Raw genomic sequence first — 21806 nt, forward strand, 5'->3', positions numbered from 1 at the left:
TTCTCTTCAGCCAGTCAACTCACAGATGTACCTGTAACGGGTCTCCGCCGTTCATAGGCAAAAACGATCATTACCGCTCCTAGGATAGCACAGATCATGTACATAAATGAATAGGAAGAGAAGTCAGCGACGGGACCCATAATCACACCACCCAGAGAAATACCCAGATCCGCCATCGCGATAAATAACCCAATCAGGACGTTCCGGTTCAGTTTAGGCAAGACAAAAGATAAATAGGTCGTGAGTGTCGGATACAGGATCGCCTGACCGATTCCCATGAATACAGCGCCCACATAGAAAAAGACTACCCCACCTGTCACGGCAAAACTGACACATTGCGCAGCTACGGCGAGCAGACACATCGTACCCATGATGAAAGGAGAATGCCAACTGCCATCGGACGGAATCCTTTTTCGAAGCATAATTCGAGCCAACACCACTGTTCCTGCCTGAAGCATCAGATATACACCCGCATTCCCGTCTGGTACTTGACTCGCATACAGCGGAATAAAGGTGGTAATCGCGCCAAATACAACCGAAGCGGCGAGCATTAACACACTGCAACGAAATAAATGTGGATTCTTCACCAACTGACCAAAGGATTCCCACATACTCACGTTCTGCTCCGAAAGATTCTCAGCAGGCTGCTCCTTGTTTGGTTCCATTTTGGCGGTATATCCGAAGACACCCGTACAGACGGCAATGCCGATCAGAACCACTGTAAAATAATCCATGCCACCCGTCTGCCAGATTCCTAATGCGATAACTGGCCCCACGATGCCTGGTATATAACTGAACAGCGAATAATACGAAATCCCCTGTGACCGATCTTTCTCCGGAAGTGCATCAATAATGCCAATCTGCAAGGCCATGGAGAAAAACGCTGTCGATACCCCCTGCAAAATACGAGCAACCAAATAACCTCCGAGTCCCGTAGAGGTATATAAAATCAGGGCAAATCCATTGATAATCAGAATTAGACGCAATATTTTAATCGGACCGTGCTTTTGAATAATCCGACCTGCCCAAGGTCTGAAGAACATTGTTGTGAACATATAAGCGCCCATGATCAGTCCGATTGTTGTACCGCTCGCACCCAAGGACTCCCCTTGCAATGGGATGATCACGTTAAGAATGGCATTGGCACTGAAATATAGAAGAACCAGTATGTACAAGCGCAGAAAAGGCCAAGACATCGCTCCACTCACAATGGGTGTTCCCCCTAAAATGGTATTAAATGCTTCAATAATCGCTTCGCATAGTCGGACTGTACGTCCTTGAGTTGCTTGGTCGTAACGATCTCTACAACCTGTCCCTCTCTGAAAATGATTACCCTGTCACAGATATAGGCTGCCGCCTGTATATCATGTGTGATAAAGACATAGCTCAGCTTATAGATTTCTTTCAACTCTTTCAGTAATTGCAACACCTGAATCTGAACAGACACGTCCAGTGAACTGATCGCTTCATCGAACACAATAAGTTTTGGGGCTGTCGAGATGGCCCTGGCAATGCACACTCTCTGAGCCTCCCCGCCGGATAGTTCATGCGGATATTTGGACTTATAAGAAGGGTCCAGTCCAACTTGGTTCAACAACAGATCCACCTTCTCTGAGTTACCCTGATCCTTTCGCAGCTTTTGCTGTGCTTGCATCGGTTCCATAATGGCAGCTTCCACGGTAAGAAACGGATTGATGGATGACGTATAGTTTTGAAAAACAGCGCTGAGATTTCCCATCCGTACACGCCGATCCTGTACGTCTTTACCATCGAGCGAGATCATTCCACGATCCGGGCGTTCAATGCCCAAAATCAGACGGCCCAACGTCGATTTACCGCTTCCGCTTTCACCGATGATACCGAGACACTCGCCCTGCTGGCATTCAAAGGTAACCTGTTTCAAAACTTGTTGTTTGTGCTTGGAGAACAGTCCGCCTTGGTTATATGATTTTTCGATACCTTCCACCTTTAGCATCTATGAGTCCCCCTGTATCAACGCCTTAAAATGATTGCTTAGCTCCAGTCGGGTAGAGACCAGATACTGCGTGTAGGCATGCTTCGGCTCTGTCAAAACAGAATGCATGCTGCCATGCTCTACGATGTTTCCGTCTTTCATGACCATCACGTCATCTGCAATCTTCTGAACGACGCCGAGGTCATGGGAGATGAACATCATGGAACAACCCATGCGTTCGCGTAATTGAATCAATTGCTCCACCACTTCATATTGAGAGATCGTATCCAGCGCCGTTGTTGGCTCATCCGCAATAATCAGATCAGGCTCAAGCACCAATGCCAGAGCAATCATGATTCGTTGCAGCATCCCACCAGACAGCTGATGTGGATATTGATTCAGAATCTCGCGCGGATGTCTGAGCATGACGCTTTCCATGGCATTGATGATTTTCCGTTCACTCTCGCGGGTATTCCAGCCAAAATGCTGCTGAAGCGTCTCCCGAATATGAACACCAATGACACAGGAAGGATCAAATGCACTCATGCCATTTTGCAAAATCATACATAGATGCTTGCCCCGCTTACGCCGCATCTCCGGTTCCGAAAGCTGGTTCAGGTCTTCGCCCTGAAATAACATCGTGCCCGATTGACGAATCCATGGCTTGTTCAGTCGCATGATGGCTCTGCACGTAACGGACTTGCCGCTACCGCTTTCCCCCACAATGGCCATGCAGCTTCCCTGCTTAACTTCAAATGAACTGTCATGAATGATCACTTTGTCTGTGTTGGTGTCCCATACTTTCAAATGTTCAACCTCGACTATATTCATAAGCCGTCTTTCTCACCTCACTTTCGTAAGACTTGTCAGACTTACCTTGAGAGGTCATCAATTTGGGGTCCAGAGCCACTTGAAGCGCATCCGATAAAAAATTAAAAGCAGACACCACCACCACAATGGCCAGGCCTGGTGCCAACATTAATTCTGGTCTGGAAAACATGACTTCCCTCGCCTCATTGAGCATCATGCCCCACTCCGCATGCGGAGCCTGAATGCCAAGCCCCAGAAAGGAAAGGCCGGAGATCTGCAACATCATTGAACACATGGAACCACTCGCAATGACGGCAATATCGGCAAAGGTAACCGGAACAATATGTTTGGTTATGATTCTCATATTAGGCGTGCCGGAGGCTTTAGCGAATTTTACATAATCCATATCAGAGAACTGCATCACAGATGTGCGAATAACGCGGGCAAACCAGGCCCATTTCATGAACACAAAAGCAATCAGAATGTTCTCCAGTCCTGCACCCAAAATGCCGACCACCGCCAGTGTCATCACGTATCCCGGAAAAGACAGCATGATATCACAGACCCTCATGATCCACGCATCCACTTTCCCCTTAAAGTAACCCGCGATGAATCCAACAATAGCCCCGATCAAAACAGACAGACTGAGCGCAACCAGAACCCATAACACACTTGGACGGATACCATAGATAAGCCGGGATAATACACATCTGCCCAGATGATCATTGCCTAATAGATATTCCCAGGATGAGGAGGCGTATCGAAGCTTCATGTTCACTTGTCCAGGATCATGCGGCGCAATAAGCGGAGCCAGTATGCCCGCCATAATCATGACGATAATCACTACCAACGAGGTCATCGCAAGCTTGTCTTTACTGAGATTTTTCAGTATTCGCATCAGAATTCCTTTCTCAACCGGGGATTCATCGCCGCATTAATGATGTCGGATAACGTATTAAACAACACAAAGGTTACAGCCAACATCAGAACATACGCCTGAATAATCGGAAAATCCCTGCTTAAAATGGATTTCACGCTGAGTCTACCGAGCCCCGGCCAGGCAAATACATTTTCGATGACTACCGTGCTGCCCAACACGATCGGGATCGCCATGCAAAAGATGGACACGGCCACCTGTAATGAATTTCTCAGAATATGCAGGGTGACTTTCTTTTCGCTCAGACCGCTTGCCCTTGCATATAACACATAGTCCTCATTCATATTGCTCAGCATGGAACTTCGAACCGTTCGGAAGTAAATGCCCGTATAACTCACCGTGATCACAATCACCGGTAGAATATAGCTTCGATACGAGTCCATGCCACTGGTAGGTAACAGGTCCAGCTTGACGGAAAAATACCAGATCATCATGGCTGCAAGCCAGTAGGACGGCATGGCTGTTAGGAAAAATGATACGCCTCTGACCGATTGATCCAGCAACTTGCCTTCTCTCATGGCACAGATCACACCCAGCAGAATGGACAGCGCAATAATAAATACCGATGAGACAAGCGTTAACTTCAATGTGTTCATAAAAGCCGGCCCCATTAATGACCACACAGGTTCACCAGATACATAAGAGTTGCCAAAGTCCAACTGTACAACAGCCATGATCCAGTTCGCATACTGGATCATGAACGGCTGATCGAATCCCAGCGCTTTATTCGTTTGGGCGATCAGTTCATCCGTGATCTGCGGAACTTCCTGTGCCTGTAACACAACAACCGCCGGGTCCAAGGGAGATAGATTAATCAGAACAAACGTTATAAATGAAATGATAATCAGTAAAGGGATGGTTAACAGAATCCTTTTGACGATATAACTTCCCATATCCATCTCCGCTCTATTTAAAATTCATTTTTTCAAAAGGTAGTTCATATTGAGTCTGCTTGAATGAGATTCCATTAAGATTCTCGGGAGCGACTACGGTAACACGTCCGTTGGTAATCGGGATGAAGACCGCTTCATCATGAACGATCTTCATAATGTCGGCATACAGGGATTGGCGTGAAGCCTCATCCGTGGAAACCATAACCGCATCAATTTTCTGATAAAGTTCATCTGCTTGGGCAATTCCGCTTGTTGTATGCTTGTATGCCGAATCAGACGTAAATGCTGCAATGGTACTCTGTGGATCATAGGCCAGTCCCCAGGTTTGATTAAAGAGCAGATCATATTCCCCGGTAGCTCTCCGATTCGCGATGGAAGTAGACTCTTCGCCCACGATTTCAAGCTGAACACCCAATTCTTTCATGGAATACTGGATCAATTCAGCCTGTATTTTCTGTGAAGACGAGTTGCTGTCATAGTATAGTTTCATGGCCAAAGGCTGACCGTTCTTCGTTCTCACCCCTTCACCATCTGCCAATGTCCAGCCAGCTTGCTCCAGAAGATTTTTAGCCATTTCCGGATCATACTCCCGTTTTTTAAGGTCCACTTTGGCGTAATTGACATTGGCTGAAAATAGCGTGTCCGCTACAGTCTGTGTTCCGTTGAAAATATCTTTACTGATCGTTTCCCGATCGATGGCATACCAAAGCGCTTCCCGCACTGCCGTTTCCTGAACCGGACTATTCTCGCGACTGCTATTGGCTACGATCATATTGGTGTTCATCGCTTCACTTCGAACCACTTGATAATCACCGGATTCAGCCAATTGGTCCATGGCTTCGACATCGATACTATCTGCTCCCCGGTCATCGGTGAACACAAAGTTGATTTCTCCTTTTTGCAATGCCAGGAATGTTGTTTCTCCAGCCGGAAGAACCTTGGATGTGATTTTCTTAATTGCAGGTGCACCACCCCAATAGTCTTCATTGGCTTCAAACGTGGCATTCTCTTCAACTTTATGAGCAGTAAGCTTGTAAGGTCCTGTGCCGTGTAAACCACTTACTCCGTCTTTGGTTCCCCCATCCTTGAAATCCTTGGGTGATATGAAGACGTAAGGTCTTGTCATGGACAATTCCACCAGTGCCGGATAATAGGCTTCCGACAGCACCAACTCCACCGTATACTCATCGATAACTTTTACACTTATGATTTTGGTAGACAGCTTGATCCAGACATGTTTTTCGGCATTCGCCTGTACTGCATCGATATTTTGTTTAACCGCCTCTGCGTTGAACGGCTCTCCATCATGGAATTTCACATCTTGTCGCAGATGAAAGGTATAGGTCTTGCCATCCTCGGAGATATCCCATGATTCAGCCAGCAATGGCTTGATTCCGTCAGGCGTGTTTTCCACCAGAGACTCATATACCATTCCTTGCGCAGGCATGGAGCCTGTATACAGATGGGGGTTCATATCATTAATATCTTTGGCAGAAGCATAGATAAGTTCGGTTTGTACCTGACTATTTACAGACTCCGTTTGGGCGCCCTCTTTCTCTTTTGTGTTCTGAGCGCATCCGGCGAGCAGCGCAATGGCTGACACCAGCAATAGTATAGATGTAAAAGTAAGACCCTTTTTCACAACATTTCCTCCTGATAAGCAAATCAAATTCAAACTTTACACAAGACCACTACGTGGTCAGAACAACCTTCTGATCCCTGTTATCCCCAGATTTTTTTGATTCTCTTTTCTAAAGAGAAAATCCGGGGATAAAGGGGAACGCTTCGCTTCTTCAGGTTCTTTCTGCCCCCTCCGTTACTGTGTAAAACAAAATTTAATTTGCATTATTTAAATGTAATTAACCCTACTACTTACAAGTCCGGTGCAGATCATGCGGATATCCTCTTCAAAGGATTGGATTGAAAAGGCGCTGGACAAGCGTTGATCCGGGTGTGCGTCAGCCACTTCCTGAAGCTTCGCTTCATATCTGGTGATAAATCGATTAATGGTTGGACAGTTTACATCCAGATGTCTGGCTATGCCCTGAATGATTTTGATGCGGTAGTAATCTTCCTTGGGCATACGGGGGATGTCCAGTTCCCCTTCGCGGTTCATGAACGTTTTGCGGAATGGGACTGCTGAAAAGTCGAAATATTTCCCTTCCGAATCAGGTTCCGAGAATGGGTCAATCAATAATGAGGTGTACCGTATGTATAATAAATACTCCTGATGAATGACCTGCAGCTGATTGAAATTCTCGATATCCTGGCGTGATATACTCTCTAATCGAACCGGATAGTTGTCATCCGTCATGAATTGAAGCAGGTTCACTCCCTGGATATGGAGTCGGTCCGTAATATTCATAATCTCCTGCCACTGTGCCCGCATTTCCCGTATCAAAACTTGTGTAATCGGACCTTCAGGATACATCTTGTATATGTATTTCTGAATATTCGATGCTCCAAAGATGGCTTCTAATGAGAAGTCGTTCATGAACAAAGGTGGATGCACGTACAACGAAATATTTCTCGTTTCCGCCTCCAGTGGGGATCGCATCACTTCCAGCGCAACACCCAAACGCTCATACACTTGGCATAGCTTACTGACCTGTTCAGACGGGTAAAGAGTGGAACCGATATAAACCTTTTTCTTGACCCCTGTAGTAATCACATGATTCGACGGATGCTCGTGCATCCAACGAGTATCTCCGAGGTAGGTAGAGAAACTGATCAATTCCGGCGCCGCATTCCGCTCTCTCATATAATGGGTCACGAGTCGATTCGACCCAAACGTTGGAGAAATAAAAATGATACATTTCAGTTGTTTGATGAAATCATTTTTCATTTGTTCCAGTACATCGATATACGCATCGGTGGTAACCGCCAAAATGAGTGTATCCCATTCACCCTCAATGGTGTGATATCCCTTGAACACATGATCAACGTAACACTCACCTGCGAGCGATTGATGTTTCTCATTTTGAATGCTGACCTGAATACGCCCATTGCTCTGTTCGAGGGCTGAGAATACGGACGCTGAACGAACCGATTGTCTCCCCGCAATGCCTATACAGCAGTTGAGATGGTCTTTGAGTGTTACCGCAAGCTGAATGGAAACAGGTCCGGTTCCGAGTATCAGAATTCGCTGAAGATTGCTCATATAAGCCTCCTTAATTCAATGTTCAATCTGTAATCCATTTGGACGCACTTGGATGCACTTGCATACCTATGCTTTTTGATACAACGCAATATCAAACACATCATCCGGGCGCAGGATCGTATCCACCAGCTTCCATTTGTTGCTGTCCGTCTCTCTCATCGGATAATTGAACAAGGACTTCAACTGATCACCGTATCTCATGGCTACAACCACCTGTGCATTCGTCAGGGCATGCAGTTGATCAAGCAGCTCATATTTAGGGGCCACCGTAGAGCTGAAAATGATATGGGTTGCTTCCCTGGTATAATCCAGATCCTCAAGCAATGTTGACTCCAAACGAATCTTCAAACCCGCGCCCAGCGTCTCCACCACCTTCTGTCCGAGTCTAATGGATTCTTCATCAATATCGATCCCGACGACCTGTGCACCTGTTCGCTTGGCGATGAGTAATGGTGTCATAGGGAAGGAACCCGAGCCTACCAACAACACTTTCGAATCGAAGGTGACATGGAAGCTGCCGAATTCTTTATCGATGCACTCTTCTATGTTTTTGAAATAATCGGCAATCTGCACATCCCCACTCTCTAACTTTAATGCACGATATTTCTCCATGATCGCTACACACTGGGCGGATTTATTTCTTAACTCCCACACAAGCGAATCCAGTTCTTCCAGCTCCGAATGCTCCAACTGTTCCCATGCTGCCTTATTCTCCTGATCGGTCACAAAGCGGGAGTAGTCATTGATCACAGCTTCCAGCTCTGCACTATGCTGAATCGTATGATCATACTTGCTCGCGAGCTTATCGAATTTCTCTGCAAATTCACTCAAACATGTCTGAAAATGGACCAATGTGATCATTTCTTTTCCCCCTATACGTTGTCTCGATCATGTATCATGTACCTCATGCGTTTACAACGCTCCATTCTGCTGGAGCATCTATGAAGGCTTTGCCCTGAGCCACGATGCCAACAGATCCCTCAATCGTAATACTCCCAAGTTCTGCGCCATTCCACTGGGCTACCACTTTGATCGCACCACCAGGCTGCTTGATGTACTGCGTAATCTGCCTCTGCTGGCTCCATGCGAGATACGCTCCGACGGAGGCCGTACCCGAACCACACCCTCTCTCCCAGATCAGACTATCCAGCTCTGGAACATAGATGAGTGGGGCCATTTCTTCCGAATGTGATTGATATAACAAGATACCGATCAGCTTATCTCCCAGGGTTAATCCCAGTAACCTTGCAAGGGTCTGTGCCCTCTTCTTCATCGTATCGTCGAAGTCATCGACTTCGATCACGATATGGATGAACTCAGCGTACCGGATGATCACCATATCGAGCTCGATGCCTTCGTATCGGATTGTTCGTTGTTCGATCTGCTTTGGTATCGGCATGGTTACCTGGCAGTCATATTCGTTCTGCTGTTTCTTCACATGGCACATGATCAATTGATCGGTTCCGGAAACCTCCAGCATGATATCCATAAACTCCTGTTGTTCCAGTCCTGCTTCAGATGCGTGGTGTGCTGCAAGTGCCATACAGGCATTGCCACAGAACTCTCCTCCGGCCATTTCCAGACGGGCAGCAGCTTCCGGTCTCCTCGTTGGTTCAATGAATCCCACTTGTTCAGCGTAAACGTTATCATACGACATTAGACGAGTTGCAATATGATTGTATTTCTCGGCTGCATGATCCGTTTTAACCAGAATCGTCATGTTTTGGGTGGGACTGAACTTGATAAAATCGATCTCCTGTTTCATCGCAGCGACTACTCCTGTTCTTCTTTTTATCTAATAGTAATTATTACGATTAAATGTCGAGAAAAATATAGCACATCTTTTTGGGGAGCGTCAACAAATATTTCCATTTAAAAAAAATAAAATTTCATAATACCTTTAGCTGCACCTCCTGTAAGAAAACCCAAACAGAGCTGACGCTTCTGCGCCAGCCCTAGCCATAATTACACCATCTGATAAGATTCAACGAATCGTCGTTCCTACCTCGCTCTCACTTAAAAAGTGAATACGAAAAACGGTTGCCGTCGAACGGAACCGTTTCGATCTGGATATGATCCAGTGATTCACTGTACTCATCACTCTTGATGTGCTTGCACATTGTGCAGTGCTCTCTCAGCCAGTGCAGCCAGAAGATGTGCTCCCAGCGACAGAGCCCGTTCATCCACATCAAAGCCAGGGTGATGCCACTCATGCGGGCCAGAGGTGCCCAAGAAGAGGAACAGGCCGGGAACTTCTTTTTGATAAAAAGAGAAGTCCTCTCCTGCCGGAGAAGGCAGCGGTCTGATGCTATTCAGCCCAATCTGACTTGCAACTTGCTCCGCCGCAGATGCCAGAGCTTCATCGTTGACCACGGCAGGTGGTCCCTGAATCCAACGGACCGTAGCCCGTGTGCCATAGGCTGCCGCCACACCGGCGACTACCTGATTGAAACGTTCGCGAATCCGTGCACGCACTTTCTCATCAAAGGTACGCACTGTGCCATCAAGGATCGCTTCATCCGGAATAACGTTCCAGGCTGTGCCACTGTGGAGCTTGGTGACACTGATTACAGCACTCTCCTGTGCTCCCACATTGCGACTCACAATGGCCTGTAATGCCGTAACAATATGTGCGGCAACCACAATTGGATCAATGCCGGCTTCAGGCACAGCTGCATGGGTGCCTACACCTTCCACTTTGACAACAAAACCGTCTGCTGCTGCCATCAATGCGCCTTCCCGAATGCCCACCGTACCTACCTGGAGATCAGGCTTGTTATGCAAACCAAATACGGCCCGAACATCGGATAATGCGCCGCTCTGGATCACTTGCCGAGCACCCGTTGCTTTTTCCTCTGATGGCTGGAATATCAACCGTACTTTTCCCGGTAGGATGGACTCGCGCTGTTTCAGTAATCGTGCAGCACCGATCAGAATTGCCGTGTGTGCGTCATGTCCGCATGCGTGCATCTTTCCATCTACCTGGGAGGCAAATTCCAGCTTTGTCTCTTCCTGAATGGGCAGCGCATCAATATCCGCTCTTAGGGCAACCACAGGTCCGTTCCCTTGACCCACTTCAGCGACAAGCCCTGTCCGGAGCGCATATTCGTCTGCAATATGGACGCCTTCCTCTTCCAGCCAACTGCGAATGGCTGCCGTCGTCTCCTTTTCCTCGCCGGACAATTCCGGGTTACGATGCAGATGTCGCCGAATGGTGATTAATCTTTCCACGAATTCTTCCGCCCGTTCACCGTGAAGTTCATGCTCGGGGCCCTGTACTTGTTGCTCAGAATGCTGCTTGGGCTGTTCCAGATCACTTTTCATCACATGGCCTCCCATTCGTATATATTTACTGCTATATTAACTGCCTAATTCTATCCGATTGCAGCTTCCTGTTCCTTGGATTCCAGTGCAAATTCACTCAGTCCCTGCTCTGCCAGAATCTCACGCAACAATTCGAATGAACGAATTCGCTTGGTAAAGTCCCGTGTAGCTGTAGTCACAATGAACTCTTCCACAGCAAATTCCTGCTGGAACTTCAGCAACGCCTGACCTACGCTTTCCTTCGTACCCCTGGTCACACTTGGCTCCAAAATCTCGATCCGATAGGTTTCGTTTGATTGACGGCCGAATTCTTCCGCCTGTTCCACAGAACCGACAGTGAGTACTTTCCCACTCTCCAGATGGATCTTCACCAGCATATGCTCGCTCGCAAGTCCTTCCGCTTCCTCCTCACTCTCGGCCACAATTAACGATATGGCCAGTGCAGCGTAGGGCTCTCGTCCCTGGGAACGATCAAATTGTTCACGATATACACGGATCGCTTCAAGCGCTACCTCTATATTACTGTTAATGAACAGTGAAAAGACATATGGGAGTCCCAGTTCCGCAGCCATACCTGCACTATCGACACTTGCTCCAAGTACGTACAGCTCCGCTGGAATATCCGACACAGGCGAAGCACTGAGACCTGCAAGTGGATGCGACTGATCTTCAAGCGACTCATTGTGGATGTATCGTTTCACCTGAACAATTTTCTCTTGAAGAGATGCGGCTTCCTGAATACCTTCCTGCAACGCCTGTGTCGAACGTGGTAACCCGCCTGGTGCACGACCGATTCCCAGGTCAACTCTTCCTGGTCCGAGCGCGGCGAGGATATTGAAATTCTCGGCGACTTTGTATGGACTATAATGCTGGAGCATTACTCCGCCAGACCCCAGCCGAATCCGCTTTGTATGCGCAAGCAAGTGGGAGATGAGTACCTCTGGGGAGGAACCTGCAACATGCCCTGAATCATGGTGCTCCGACACCCAGAATCGATGGAATCCAAGCTGCTCTGCCCGCTGTGCCAGCTCAATCGTATGCCGAAAAGCATCCACCGCCGTTTCCCCTTCATAGATGGGAGTCTGATCCAAAATGCCAACACGAATACTCATATCCTTCTCCTCCTTGATTGTGCTGAACCGCTGTTCTTGAATCTTACAAACAATCTATAACTTCCGCAGCAGTTCCCCGAAGGGCTCTGCCAATGGCGAATATTCTTCCTTTAAAGTAACGACGCTGATCTGCAACGATACACCTGCTACCTCATGTACCTGAATGGGGAACAGCTCCTGATTTTGCACTTCCTTCTTCACCGTAAGTCCTGGGAGAAAGGCAATGCCTGCCCCTTGCATAACCAGTTTCTTCGCCGTCTCCGAATTATCAACATGGTATGTAATATTCGGCGGATGTTCCAGCGAGTCGAAAGCCCGGTGAATGCGAAGCCAGTCCAGTGAACCACATTCAAAAAAGACCAGTTGCTCATTCCGGATGGCTTCCATGCTGACATGCCCGCTCTCAATGAATGGATGCCCTTTGTACACATAGAGCTGGATCGGATCTTCATAAAAAGCAACCGTACGGATCGCAGGATGCATGACCTTGCGCACAAAAGCAAGATCGATCTCCTGACCAAGCAGTTTGGCAATCAGCTGATCCGTCGTTGCTGTCGTCAATTTGATATTAATTTCGGGGTAAGCTTCCTTGATCTTGGGTAAAAAATCGGGAATGACATAGTTGGATACCGATACTGTACTACCGAGTCGAAGAGCATCCGGTGTTGATCGCCGTTGCTGAATCTTCTGCTTGCCCTTCTGAATCACTTGCAGCACTTGCTGCGCATATGGCAGGAATTTACGGCCTTCCTCTGTCAGCACAATTTGTTTGCCAAGCCGATCAAACAACTTGCAGCCCAGCTCCCTTTCCAGTGACTGAATGCGAGCTGTGACCGAAGGTTGGGACAAGAAGAGTACTTCGGCAGCCTTATTGAAGCTTCCATAATGATTGATATATACAAATGCTTCAATATTCTCAATATTCATGAGCGCCTCCGTATCCACGTCCGCAGACGTTTGATCTTATATTGATTTATCCAATATACTTACTTGGTTTTATGATATCGTAATCCCATCCTTTTCCAGTGTCAATATCAATTCATCCAGCGAGCGATCCAAACGTGTAGTCACATCTGCCGAGAGTACAAATTTTCCATCATCCAATCGCTCAATTCCCTGATCCACAGCATACACGCCACCCAAGATATGTCTTCCACCAAGGGCTGCCAGAACAGGTTTCAATGCATAATCAATGGCGAGCAGATGAGCTATAGAGCCACCGATAACGAGCGGAAGTGTCAACTTGCCCCGCAACCCTTCTTGCGGAATCAGATCCAGGAACAGCTTGAGCACTCCCGAGTACGATGCCTTGTATACCGGTGTAGCCACAATAACTGCATCCGCCGCTTCCACGACAGCGAGTGCATCACGAATGAATGAGCTGTCAAACCGGGCTTGCACCAGATCCTCAGCGGGCAGGTCCACAACATGAATGACTTCAACAGTGATGCCTGCCTCCGTTAATTTTTGGCTGCTGTAATCCGTCAGACCTGTCAAACGCGAACTTTTGGAAGGTGATCCTGCAATAATGACAACATGTGACATGAATATCTCCTCCTCAAGCGTAAACGGCTGTCGCCGTCCTCTGGTGGCACAGCTACCGTTTCGCAGTGAAATATAAAAATGGATAGGGTGAAACTTATAAATTCTTATATTTTGGAATAGCGGTCAAGCCGCTCCTTTTACTTTGGGGTCCAGCCGATCGCGAATATCGTCTCCAATCAGATTAACCGCCAGTACAAACAACGTGATCGCCAGACCCGGGAACGTACAGATCCACCAGGCAACCGTCAGATACCCTCTACCTTGCGAGAGCAATGCGCCCCAATCCGGTATTTCCTTCAACACCCCAAGTCCCAGAAAACTGAGTCCGGAGCCCGTAAGAATTGATGTCCCTACGCCCAGCGTAGCCATGACCAGCAGGGGTGACAATGAATGTGGCAGTACATGTTTCCAGAAAATACGTGCATTGGAACCGCCCAGTGAACGTGTCGCTGTAATGAAAGGCAGACCTTTAACTGATATGACCTGCCCACGCATCACCCGTGCGTAGCCCGGAATGGAGGAAACCGCAACAGCCAGTGCAATATTCATCAGCCCTGGCCCGAGAGCAGCTGCAACAGACAATGCCAGGAGCACGCCGGGTACAGCCATCAGAATATCGACAGCCCGCATCGTGACAGTATCAACAATTCCTCCGGCATAACCGGAGATAATACCAAGCGCACTACCGACAATACCGCCCACTAGAACGGAAGCAAATCCAATGAGCAGCGAATCCCTGCTTCCATGCACAACCACACTGAAGATATCCCTGCCAAAATAGTCCGTCCCGAACAGATGCGTAGCAGAAGGAGCCTGCAGTATGGCATCCGTCATCATCTGAGTTGGATCATAGGGCGCAATCCAGCCCGGTACAATCGCACATGCCACGGTAAACACCACCACCAGCAATGCTGCATAAAAGAATAATCGGGATACCGCGAATGAGACGCGATAACGCCAAGGGCGGCGATTCCACAGATGGATACGTCCTATACTGCCGGCCCATGCTTTTTTGTCACCAGCCAAAGGTTTCATGCTCATGAGCAACAACTCCTCCTTTCATACTCCGCGTCAGGACACTTCTGACTGTTCTATCCGATATCATGTGCGGACTGCACGCCGAACCCGGGGATCAATGTACGAATACGAGATATCCACCAGCAGGTTCAAGACCACATAGATAATGGATGTAAAGAAAACAACCCCTTGCACCACTGGCAGATCCTTGGCCATTAGTGCATCCGCAATAATTCGGCCGATCCCCTGTCTGGAGAAGACGGTCTCCACCACAACGGTTCCCGCAAGCAGATCACCGATCAGCATGCCAATTACCGTTACTGCAGGAATAAGCGCATTACGCAGTGCATGACCATACATGATGGCACGTTCCGAAAGTCCTTTGGCCCGTAACGCCACGATAAACGGTTCATTGATCACTTCCAGCATGCTGTTCCGCACCATCCGTACAATAAATCCTGCACCCACGAGACCCAGCGTAGCTGCCGGAAGAACCAGTGAGCTGAATCCGTCGGAACCCATCGCCGGGAACCAGCCAAGCTGTACTGAAAATAACAGGATGAGCAGTATCCCCGTCCAGAAGGTTGGCATGGAAATGCCGAACAGTCCAACGAGCCGGGCAACGAAATCAATCACGCCATTGCGATGAATCGCAGACAATACACCAAGTGTAATTCCAATCGTGATGGCAATGATTGAGCTGAGTGCGGTCAAAGCCAGTGTGGCTGGAAAATGTTCCAGTATTTTTGGCAAAACCGGATCGGAATTGATCATTGATTTACCGAAATCCCCACGCAGCATATCACCGAAATAGTTCGCAAACTGGATGTAAAACGGCTGATCCAGTCCAAGCTGGACCCGCAGATTCTCGATCATCTCCGGGGTAGCCGAGGACGGGTCCAGCATGAGCAGAACCGGATCACCCGGCAGGAGATACATGATGCAGTACACCAGCACCGAAGCTCCGAAAATAACCAGAAGCGATGTTGCAAGTCGTGACAGTATCGTTTGAACCATACCGGGATATCTCCTTCCTCAATCTGGATTGGCCGTTCCTATAGTGCGTGTTCAAAAAGACCAGTTTTCAGTACCGAGAAGATGGAATGAAGCTAGAAATGGAGTAGCGGAGCGTAGGAAACTACGTGAGCAACGGACATTTCGGCTGAATTTCATATTCGATGCTGATCATGCCATTAGGCATGACTCGTAATCAAAAGTGGACTTTTTGAACAACCTCTGTTAGGGCTGAATGCGGACGTCGTTAAAGAGTGGATAACCTAATGAATCAAACTTGATGCCTTCGACCTTTTTGGATGCAGCGACGGTATACGGGAATACATAGATCGGCAGAATTACCGCTTGCTCAATCAGGTATTGCTGGATTTGATTGTAGATCTGAACACGTTTATCAGGATCCGTCTCGACCGCTCCCTGCTCTAACAGTTCATCGATCTTTGGATCAGACAAACCGGACAATGTGGGGCGCTCGCCCTCTGCACTCGTATGGTAGAAAGCGTACAAGGCATTTGGGTCAGAATTGACCTGACTGTTTCCATAGAGATCATAATCCCAGTTCTGATAGATGACTGTTGCGATATCTTTTGTAATCTCGACTTCAACAGCAATGCCAACCTGTTTCAACTGTTGCTGGATAATGGCGGCAATGTCATTGCGTTTCTCCCGATTGGGCGAACCATCGACATAACGCAGGGTCAGTTTCTGGCCGTCTTTTGCACGAATACCATCAGCACCTTTCACCCAGCCTTGTTCATCGAGCAGCTGATTGGCTTTGTTGATGTCCGGGTTAATGCTACCTTCCAGCGATGCATCATAACCCAGGATTCCAGGAGACAGTGCAGACCATGCTCGTTCGTAGTTGCCCAGATACAATGTTTTGACAATCGAATCTACATCTACGGCGGATTGTACCGCCTGCCTTACTTTCACATCATCCCAAGGCGCTTTGCGCAGATTGAAAAAGAGTGTGTACGGCAGTCCAACCGTATTGGCCTGTAACAATTGCTGGTTCGGATCGTTTTTTAATGCAGCGATATTTTGCGGTGGAACCGTCTCGGCAGCGAGTACCTGACTACTCTGTACACTTCCGATACGCGTTGCTTCTTCCGGTACAATCTTGAATGTGATCGTATCCACATGGGGCGCGGCTTTATTTTCAACCGTCTCAGGTCCCCAGTTGTAATCCTTGTTTTTGGCAACGACGATATCCGCATTTTCTTCCCATTTCACAAAGGTATACGGACCTGTGCCCACCGGATTTTTACCTAGCTGGTCACCATATTTTTGGGCAGCTGTAGGGGATACGATCCCCAGAAGTGCCTGGCTCAAGTTACCGAGAAAGGCTTGCGATGGTGATTCCAGATTTACCTTGATGGTATATTCATCAATGACTTCGGAGGAGCTATACGGTCTAATCAGGGCCAGAGAATTGGCAGCTTTGGTGGCCGGATCAATCACCCGGTCCAGATTGTATTTCACGGCTTCCGCATTAAACGGTGTGCCATCATGGAACTTCACACCTTCACGCAGCTTGAACGTATAACTCTTGCCGTCCTCGGATACGCTCCATTCCGTGGCAAGCCACGGTTTGATGGAACCATCAGGCAACTGCACAACCAGATTGTCGTAGATCGTCCGGATGGCGCGTACCGTTACGGCAAGCCCACTGCGATGAGGGTCTAGTGTATCCGGTGAAGTCGCGAGTGCAAAAGTCAGGTTGCCTCCTTCAGCTTGCCCGGCCTGCCCCCCGCCCGAAGCCTGTGCTGCACCGTTCGTGCTGCCTCCCGCCGCTCCGCAACCGGATAATACCATCACCAATACTGCTGCCAATGCCATATATTTCATCCATGAGATAGACCTGTTCATATCGCTTCCCCCTCTGTGTATACAGGTGTCATTAAATTGATGTTTATACCAATACTCTATATATCCTATGAGTTAAGTCGGTTTTAAAGCAGTACGAAACGTAGTGTAAATTGAATAAGGTTCATCTCAGTTATGCCAAATCAGATACAACTTGCTTCTTCGCAGCCGTATAACGGTTAACCGGAATCTGTACCCCAAGGTTACCTCGCAATGTATCGTATTCATAGTCCGTACGATACAGACCGCGTTCTTGCAGAATCGGAACAACCAGTTCCACAAAATCAGACAATCCACTTGGCAGCTCCGAAGCAATAATGAAACCATCCGCCGCTTCCGTCTCGAACCATTCCTGAATCTTGTCAGCAACCTGCTCCGGTGTGCCCAGGAATTTGCTGCGCGGTGTTGCTGCCCGCAGAGCCACTTCACGCAAGGTCAATCCTTGCTCTTTGGCATCCTTCTTGATCTTGTCAGTCCCACTGCGGAAGCTGTTGCTTCCAATGCCATTCAGCTCCGGGAACGGTTCATCCAGCGGATATTGGGAGAAATCATGGTGTTCGAAGAAACGTCCCAGATAATCCAGCGCTTTATCAATGGTAACCAGGCTTGCGATCTCCTGATACTTCTGTTCCGCTTCCTCTTCGGTCTGTCCAACAATAGGATTGATGCCTGGCAGAATAACAATATCCTGTGCAGAACGTCCATAGGAAGCCGCTCGTGTTTTCACATCCTTATAAAATGCCTGTGCATCTTCAATCGTATCGTGTCCGGTAAAGACAGCATCCGCTTCTTGCGCCGCCAGCGTTTTGCCATCTTCCGATGAACCTGCCTGGAAAATCACCGGCTGTCCTTGCCGTGAACGGGCAATATTGAGCGGACCTTGTACGGAGAAAAACTCTCCTTCATGATTAAGCGTGTGCAGCTTGGATGGATCAAAGAAGACACCGCTCTCTTTGTCTCTTACAAAGGCATCATCTTCCCAAGAGTCCCACAACCCTTTGGTTACCTGTAAATATTCCGCGGCAATGCGATAACGTTCCGGATGCGAAGGGTGACTGCTCTTGCTATAGTTCTTCGCTGTACCTTCCAGCGGAGAAGTCACGACGTTCCAGCCTGCACGGCCATCACTGATCTGATCGAGGGAACCGAACTGTCTGGCTACGGTGAACGGATCACTATAGGATGTCGAGAGGGTGCCTACCAGTCCAATATGTGAAGTAACGGCAGCCAAAGCGGAGAGGATACTGATTGGTTCGAAGCGATTGAGGAAATGCGGAATGGATTTCTCGGTAATATACAGACCGTCTGCGATAAAGACCAGATCAAACTTGCCTTCCTCCGCTTTCAGTGCCTGACGTTTGTAGAATCCAAAGTTAACGCTGGCATCCGACAGAACCTCCGGGTGTCTCCATGTGGTGTTGCTTCCTCCAACCCCATGAATAATGGCTCCAAATTTCAAACTGCGTTTCGCTGTCATATGCACTCCGCCTTCCTTGGATTAGAATCTTCAAAAGAATGATCAAGGGCCAACTGAACTGATTACGTATGCGAAATAACTTAAAAGTTAACTATTCCTATGAGTTTGGTTTGTTTTAATTTCACAAATCTTATCACTGCCCCGTAAAAGGGTCAACAGCGTGACTAATAGATTTTTTCTATATGAACATTGAAGATGTAAATAAGACCATTTACATCCCAAGAGAGCTATAACTTATTGAACGTTCCGGCTGCTGTACAAATGCGATCTTGCATCATGCAGCAACCGGAACGGCTTGCTCCAAAGGTATATATCCACTCCCGTTAGACTGCTGCCGCTTCGTCCGCTCGTGCCAGAAGTTCCGCCAGCTTCTCCAGATCAGGTTCCAGCAAGGCTTCAAACTTGCCGTCCCCTCCCACTTCAATAACGGGTACATGCCGAATGCCATATTTTGCTTCAAGCACATCACGCAGCACGTCATTGCCCTGCACTTCAATGTTCTCAAAAGGCTGGTTTCGCTCTGTCAGAAATGCTTTCACTTCCCCGCAGAAATGACAGCCTGTTTTGCTCCACAGCACGACTTTTTTGGTTGATGATGACATCGACATACCTCCTGATTAGTTTTAAGATCAAGATCTGGGCCATTGAATATGAACGCCCTAGACCTTCAATTCCCATCTGTTAAATAAGAATTATGGCTCTAAATGTACTCCTGTGCCCTTCCTGCGTCAATGGATCTGCTAATAGAATAAACCTATAACCAAATAGAAAGATTAAATTATAAATTTGAAAGATGGCTTATTTTACAGGAATGAATCGCACTGCTTCAGTAGTCTAGCTACCAACTCATATGTAATATTCGGATGCGGAATGAATCAGAGCGATTACACAGGGTACCGCTACATTTTCCATTCCGCATCATGCTGCTGATTCGCATAAACAGATCGCCTGACATTACAGATCTGGGTTCAAGAGCTGAGGTGGGGCGATAATGGGCCAGCCTTCTTCCATCGCATTCAGTTGGTCCGCAGACACGCTGATAATATGCCCAGAATGTACACCCCAACGTTCTGCCGCATAGACCGAAACAAATCGTCTCCGCTTGTCTCCGCTGATCTGATATCGAATCTCGGGTGCATCCACTGCGGCAACAATACTTCCTTCTGCCCAGCCATTGTGAGAACCATGAACCGCTGTTGTATGCACCTGTTGTGATTCCCTCGGCCATCCTTGTACGTCCCCCGCTGATATCAGTGCTTCTCCGGCAGGAATGGCGAGCAGGTCCGGTTTGGCAACCTGAACAGGAGATATTCCACGCGGTACAGGGATGTTCAACTTACGCCGCCGACCGCCAGTTAAAGTATAGACCTCTCCTTTGGCATCGGACAGGAACGAACCTTCCGGGTAGAAGTCATAACTGTGTCTGAACTGTAATGCTGGATCTTGGCTGCCCTGCGTTGAGATTGGCTGACGCGGATCCATTGGGTTTGTGTCACCCTCCTCTTGTTGACCGGATGGGGTACCAGAGGTTTGTTGTCTAGCCAAGCGGGAGGTTTCGGCAACCAGCGCATGGGGATCTCCCCACTTTTGGCTATAAAACTGCTCGTTATCCTTATTCACTACAGCAAAGTCTTGCTCACCCAAGGCTTTCATACTGACACTTCCGAAGTGGTGGATAAAAGCATCCCCGGCTACCGCAAGCTGGTATCCTGCCAGCTTCACCCGAATGATCCAGTCATCATCTTCGAAATTGCCCACCGCGTACCCTTCGTCCAGATAACCTACCCGTTCCAGCAGCTCCCGTGAGAACAGCCAGCAGAATCCGACCAGGCGATCGGTTATTCGATGTTTGTCTGCATCCGGACGATTATGTGTGGCGGCAAAAGGCCACATCTCTTCTACCTCACGGTACGGAACCTGAATCTGCTGATCCCCGCCAATATAGTTGGTCACCGGACCCACTACACCAATCTTCGGATCACTGGCAAGACAAGTCATCATGTTATCCAGCCAGCCTGGAGTAACGAGCGTATCGTTGTTCAACACGATGATATGTCGTCCTCTCGCCATCATCAGCCCATGATTGACACCTCCGGCAAACCCCCGGTTCTTATCCAGGGATGCCACCCTCACCATGCCGCCTTTGCGGAGCATGGCCTCGGCAGTTCCATCCTTGGAGGCATTGTCCACAACAATGATTTCGAAAGGGGCAGGGGTATGTTTCTCGATACTGGACACACATTGCAGCACATACTCCCGCTGATTGTACGTGGGGATAATGATGCTAACTCCTTCAAATACAAGACCAAACGAGCTCCGTCCCTGGCGAACACCTTCGTTGTATCCTCTGGTATACCCCTGTTTGTAGAGCCTGGCGCCTTTGGGTGTGCGCCTGCTTTTGCCTTTACGTCTGGATTTCCGCATTGAGCGGCGACCTGCTGCATGCAGGACTGCCATGTCAGATCGCGAGACATCGTGTTGTGTGGCACGGCGGGCCGCTTTTTTTTCGCTGCTTATGCTGCCATTCCTGTTGTTTTCACTGCGGCTGTTGTCACTGCGAGTGCTGATATTTGGAATAATGTTCAGATGACTGTGACCTTTTCGACGGACAACATTTCGAGCATTAACCCTGTTGTTACGACCATGACGTCCTTCCCCGCGCTGTTGATCGGGTGTGTTCATGTTGCTCCCTCCATT

The 21806-nt window shown here is 48.2% G+C and carries 19 protein-coding genes; all 19 read right to left on the reverse strand.

Translation table 11 applies throughout. The annotated features are described in order from the left end of the window. Nucleotides 1-14: 14 nt before the first annotated feature. Nucleotides 15-1208: a staphylopine family metallophore export MFS transporter CntE gene (gene cntE / locus PAEAM_RS28395; protein ID WP_100529726.1), complete on the reverse strand. Its 1194-nt coding sequence runs from the start codon at nt 1206-1208 to the stop codon at nt 15-17. A 14-nt stretch (nt 1209-1222) separates the two neighbouring features. After that, nucleotides 1223-1975: an ABC transporter ATP-binding protein gene (locus PAEAM_RS28400; RefSeq protein ID WP_100529727.1), complete on the reverse strand. Its 753-nt coding sequence runs from the start codon at nt 1973-1975 to the stop codon at nt 1223-1225. Further along, complete coding sequence (gene cntD / locus PAEAM_RS28405; protein WP_100529728.1) at nt 1976-2785, reverse strand: staphylopine uptake ABC transporter ATP-binding protein CntD; 810 nt, start codon at nt 2783-2785, stop codon at nt 1976-1978. It lies immediately after the preceding gene. Then, nucleotides 2766-3662 (reverse strand): staphylopine uptake ABC transporter permease subunit CntC, encoded by an 897-nt coding sequence (cntC, locus tag PAEAM_RS28410; RefSeq protein WP_100529729.1) that lies wholly within the window; start codon nt 3660-3662, stop codon nt 2766-2768. The genes cntD and cntC overlap by 20 nt, the downstream gene beginning before the upstream one ends. Next, complete coding sequence (gene opp1B / locus PAEAM_RS28415) at nt 3662-4594, reverse strand: nickel/cobalt ABC transporter permease (protein ID WP_100529730.1); 933 nt, start codon at nt 4592-4594, stop codon at nt 3662-3664. Before opp1B ends, cntC begins: the two co-directional genes overlap by 1 nt. Nucleotides 4595-4607: 13 nt before the next feature. Further along, a complete protein-coding gene (cntA, locus tag PAEAM_RS28420; RefSeq protein WP_100529731.1) occupies nt 4608-6236 on the reverse strand; it encodes a staphylopine-dependent metal ABC transporter substrate-binding lipoprotein in 1629 nt (542 codons plus the stop codon). 207 nt (nt 6237-6443) lie between these two features. Next, the gene (locus PAEAM_RS28425) at nt 6444-7754 is read right to left on the reverse strand and encodes an opine metallophore biosynthesis dehydrogenase (RefSeq protein ID WP_100529732.1); all 1311 of its coding nucleotides are present in this window, start codon (nt 7752-7754) and stop codon (nt 6444-6446) included. 66 nt (nt 7755-7820) lie between these two features. Further along, nucleotides 7821-8615, reverse strand: coding sequence for a class I SAM-dependent methyltransferase (locus PAEAM_RS28430; RefSeq protein WP_100529733.1), 795 nt, complete (start codon nt 8613-8615; stop codon nt 7821-7823). A gap of 43 nt (nt 8616-8658) precedes the next feature. After that, nucleotides 8659-9519 (reverse strand): histidine racemase CntK family protein, encoded by an 861-nt coding sequence (locus PAEAM_RS28435; RefSeq protein ID WP_100529734.1) that lies wholly within the window; start codon nt 9517-9519, stop codon nt 8659-8661. Between the two features lie 332 nt (nt 9520-9851). Beyond that, nucleotides 9852-11078 carry an amidohydrolase gene (locus tag PAEAM_RS28440; RefSeq protein WP_243391497.1) on the reverse strand — a complete coding sequence of 409 codons (1227 nt, stop codon included), beginning with the start codon at nt 11076-11078 and terminating at the stop codon, nt 9852-9854. A gap of 50 nt (nt 11079-11128) precedes the next feature. After that, nucleotides 11129-12190 carry an LLM class flavin-dependent oxidoreductase gene (locus PAEAM_RS28445; RefSeq protein WP_100529735.1) on the reverse strand — a complete coding sequence of 354 codons (1062 nt, stop codon included), beginning with the start codon at nt 12188-12190 and terminating at the stop codon, nt 11129-11131. A gap of 54 nt (nt 12191-12244) precedes the next feature. Further along, nucleotides 12245-13117 (reverse strand): LysR family transcriptional regulator, encoded by an 873-nt coding sequence (locus PAEAM_RS28450; protein ID WP_076253264.1) that lies wholly within the window; start codon nt 13115-13117, stop codon nt 12245-12247. Nucleotides 13118-13186: 69 nt separating this feature from the next. Beyond that, nucleotides 13187-13735 (reverse strand): NADPH-dependent FMN reductase, encoded by a 549-nt coding sequence (gene ssuE / locus PAEAM_RS28455; RefSeq protein WP_100529736.1) that lies wholly within the window; start codon nt 13733-13735, stop codon nt 13187-13189. Between the two features lie 123 nt (nt 13736-13858). Next, nucleotides 13859-14776, reverse strand: coding sequence for an ABC transporter permease (locus tag PAEAM_RS28460; RefSeq protein ID WP_100529737.1), 918 nt, complete (start codon nt 14774-14776; stop codon nt 13859-13861). A 60-nt stretch (nt 14777-14836) separates the two neighbouring features. Next, nucleotides 14837-15769 (reverse strand): ABC transporter permease, encoded by a 933-nt coding sequence (locus PAEAM_RS28465; protein ID WP_036605816.1) that lies wholly within the window; start codon nt 15767-15769, stop codon nt 14837-14839. Between the two features lie 222 nt (nt 15770-15991). After that, nucleotides 15992-17635, reverse strand: a complete 1644-nt coding sequence (locus tag PAEAM_RS28470; protein WP_100529738.1) for an ABC transporter substrate-binding protein — start codon at nt 17633-17635, stop codon at nt 15992-15994. A 130-nt stretch (nt 17636-17765) separates the two neighbouring features. Then, complete coding sequence (locus PAEAM_RS28475) at nt 17766-19109, reverse strand: LLM class flavin-dependent oxidoreductase (RefSeq protein ID WP_100529739.1); 1344 nt, start codon at nt 19107-19109, stop codon at nt 17766-17768. Nucleotides 19110-19432: 323 nt separating this feature from the next. After that, a complete protein-coding gene (locus PAEAM_RS28480; RefSeq protein WP_036605813.1) occupies nt 19433-19711 on the reverse strand; it encodes a glutaredoxin family protein in 279 nt (92 codons plus the stop codon). Nucleotides 19712-20063: 352 nt separating this feature from the next. After that, on the reverse strand, nt 20064-21791 hold the full coding sequence (locus PAEAM_RS28485) for a glycosyltransferase family 2 protein (RefSeq protein ID WP_165790090.1): 1728 nt from the start codon (nt 21789-21791) through the stop codon (nt 20064-20066). Nucleotides 21792-21806: the final 15 nt, after the last annotated feature.

The sequence above is a fragment of the Paenibacillus sp. GM1FR genome (assembly GCF_002803315.1).
Classification (GTDB): domain Bacteria; phylum Bacillota; class Bacilli; order Paenibacillales; family Paenibacillaceae; genus Paenibacillus; species Paenibacillus amylolyticus.

Coding starts and splice junctions, on each gene's coding strand:
- PAEAM_RS28400 (WP_100529727.1), bottom strand. CDS start 1,975: ATGCTAAAGGTGGAAGGTATCGAAAAATCATATAACCAAGGCGGACTG.
- cntD (WP_100529728.1), bottom strand. CDS start 2,785: ATGAATATAGTCGAGGTTGAACATTTGAAAGTATGGGACACCAACACA.
- cntC (WP_100529729.1), bottom strand. CDS start 3,662: ATGCGAATACTGAAAAATCTCAGTAAAGACAAGCTTGCGATGACCTCG.
- opp1B (WP_100529730.1), bottom strand. CDS start 4,594: ATGGGAAGTTATATCGTCAAAAGGATTCTGTTAACCATCCCTTTACTG.
- PAEAM_RS28425 (WP_100529732.1), bottom strand. CDS start 7,754: ATGAGCAATCTTCAGCGAATTCTGATACTCGGAACCGGACCTGTTTCC.
- PAEAM_RS28430 (WP_100529733.1), bottom strand. CDS start 8,615: ATGATCACATTGGTCCATTTTCAGACATGTTTGAGTGAATTTGCAGAG.
- PAEAM_RS28435 (WP_100529734.1), bottom strand. CDS start 9,519: ATGAAACAGGAGATCGATTTTATCAAGTTCAGTCCCACCCAAAACATG.
- PAEAM_RS28440 (WP_243391497.1), bottom strand. CDS start 11,078: ATGAAAAGTGATCTGGAACAGCCCAAGCAGCATTCTGAGCAACAAGTA.
- PAEAM_RS28445 (WP_100529735.1), bottom strand. CDS start 12,190: ATGAGTATTCGTGTTGGCATTTTGGATCAGACTCCCATCTATGAAGGG.
- PAEAM_RS28450 (WP_076253264.1), bottom strand. CDS start 13,117: ATGAATATTGAGAATATTGAAGCATTTGTATATATCAATCATTATGGA.
- ssuE (WP_100529736.1), bottom strand. CDS start 13,735: ATGTCACATGTTGTCATTATTGCAGGATCACCTTCCAAAAGTTCGCGT.
- PAEAM_RS28460 (WP_100529737.1), bottom strand. CDS start 14,776: ATGAGCATGAAACCTTTGGCTGGTGACAAAAAAGCATGGGCCGGCAGT.
- PAEAM_RS28465 (WP_036605816.1), bottom strand. CDS start 15,769: ATGGTTCAAACGATACTGTCACGACTTGCAACATCGCTTCTGGTTATT.
- PAEAM_RS28470 (WP_100529738.1), bottom strand. CDS start 17,635: ATGAACAGGTCTATCTCATGGATGAAATATATGGCATTGGCAGCAGTA.
- PAEAM_RS28475 (WP_100529739.1), bottom strand. CDS start 19,109: ATGACAGCGAAACGCAGTTTGAAATTTGGAGCCATTATTCATGGGGTT.
- PAEAM_RS28480 (WP_036605813.1), bottom strand. CDS start 19,711: ATGTCATCATCAACCAAAAAAGTCGTGCTGTGGAGCAAAACAGGCTGT.
- PAEAM_RS28485 (WP_165790090.1), bottom strand. CDS start 21,791: ATGAACACACCCGATCAACAGCGCGGGGAAGGACGTCATGGTCGTAAC.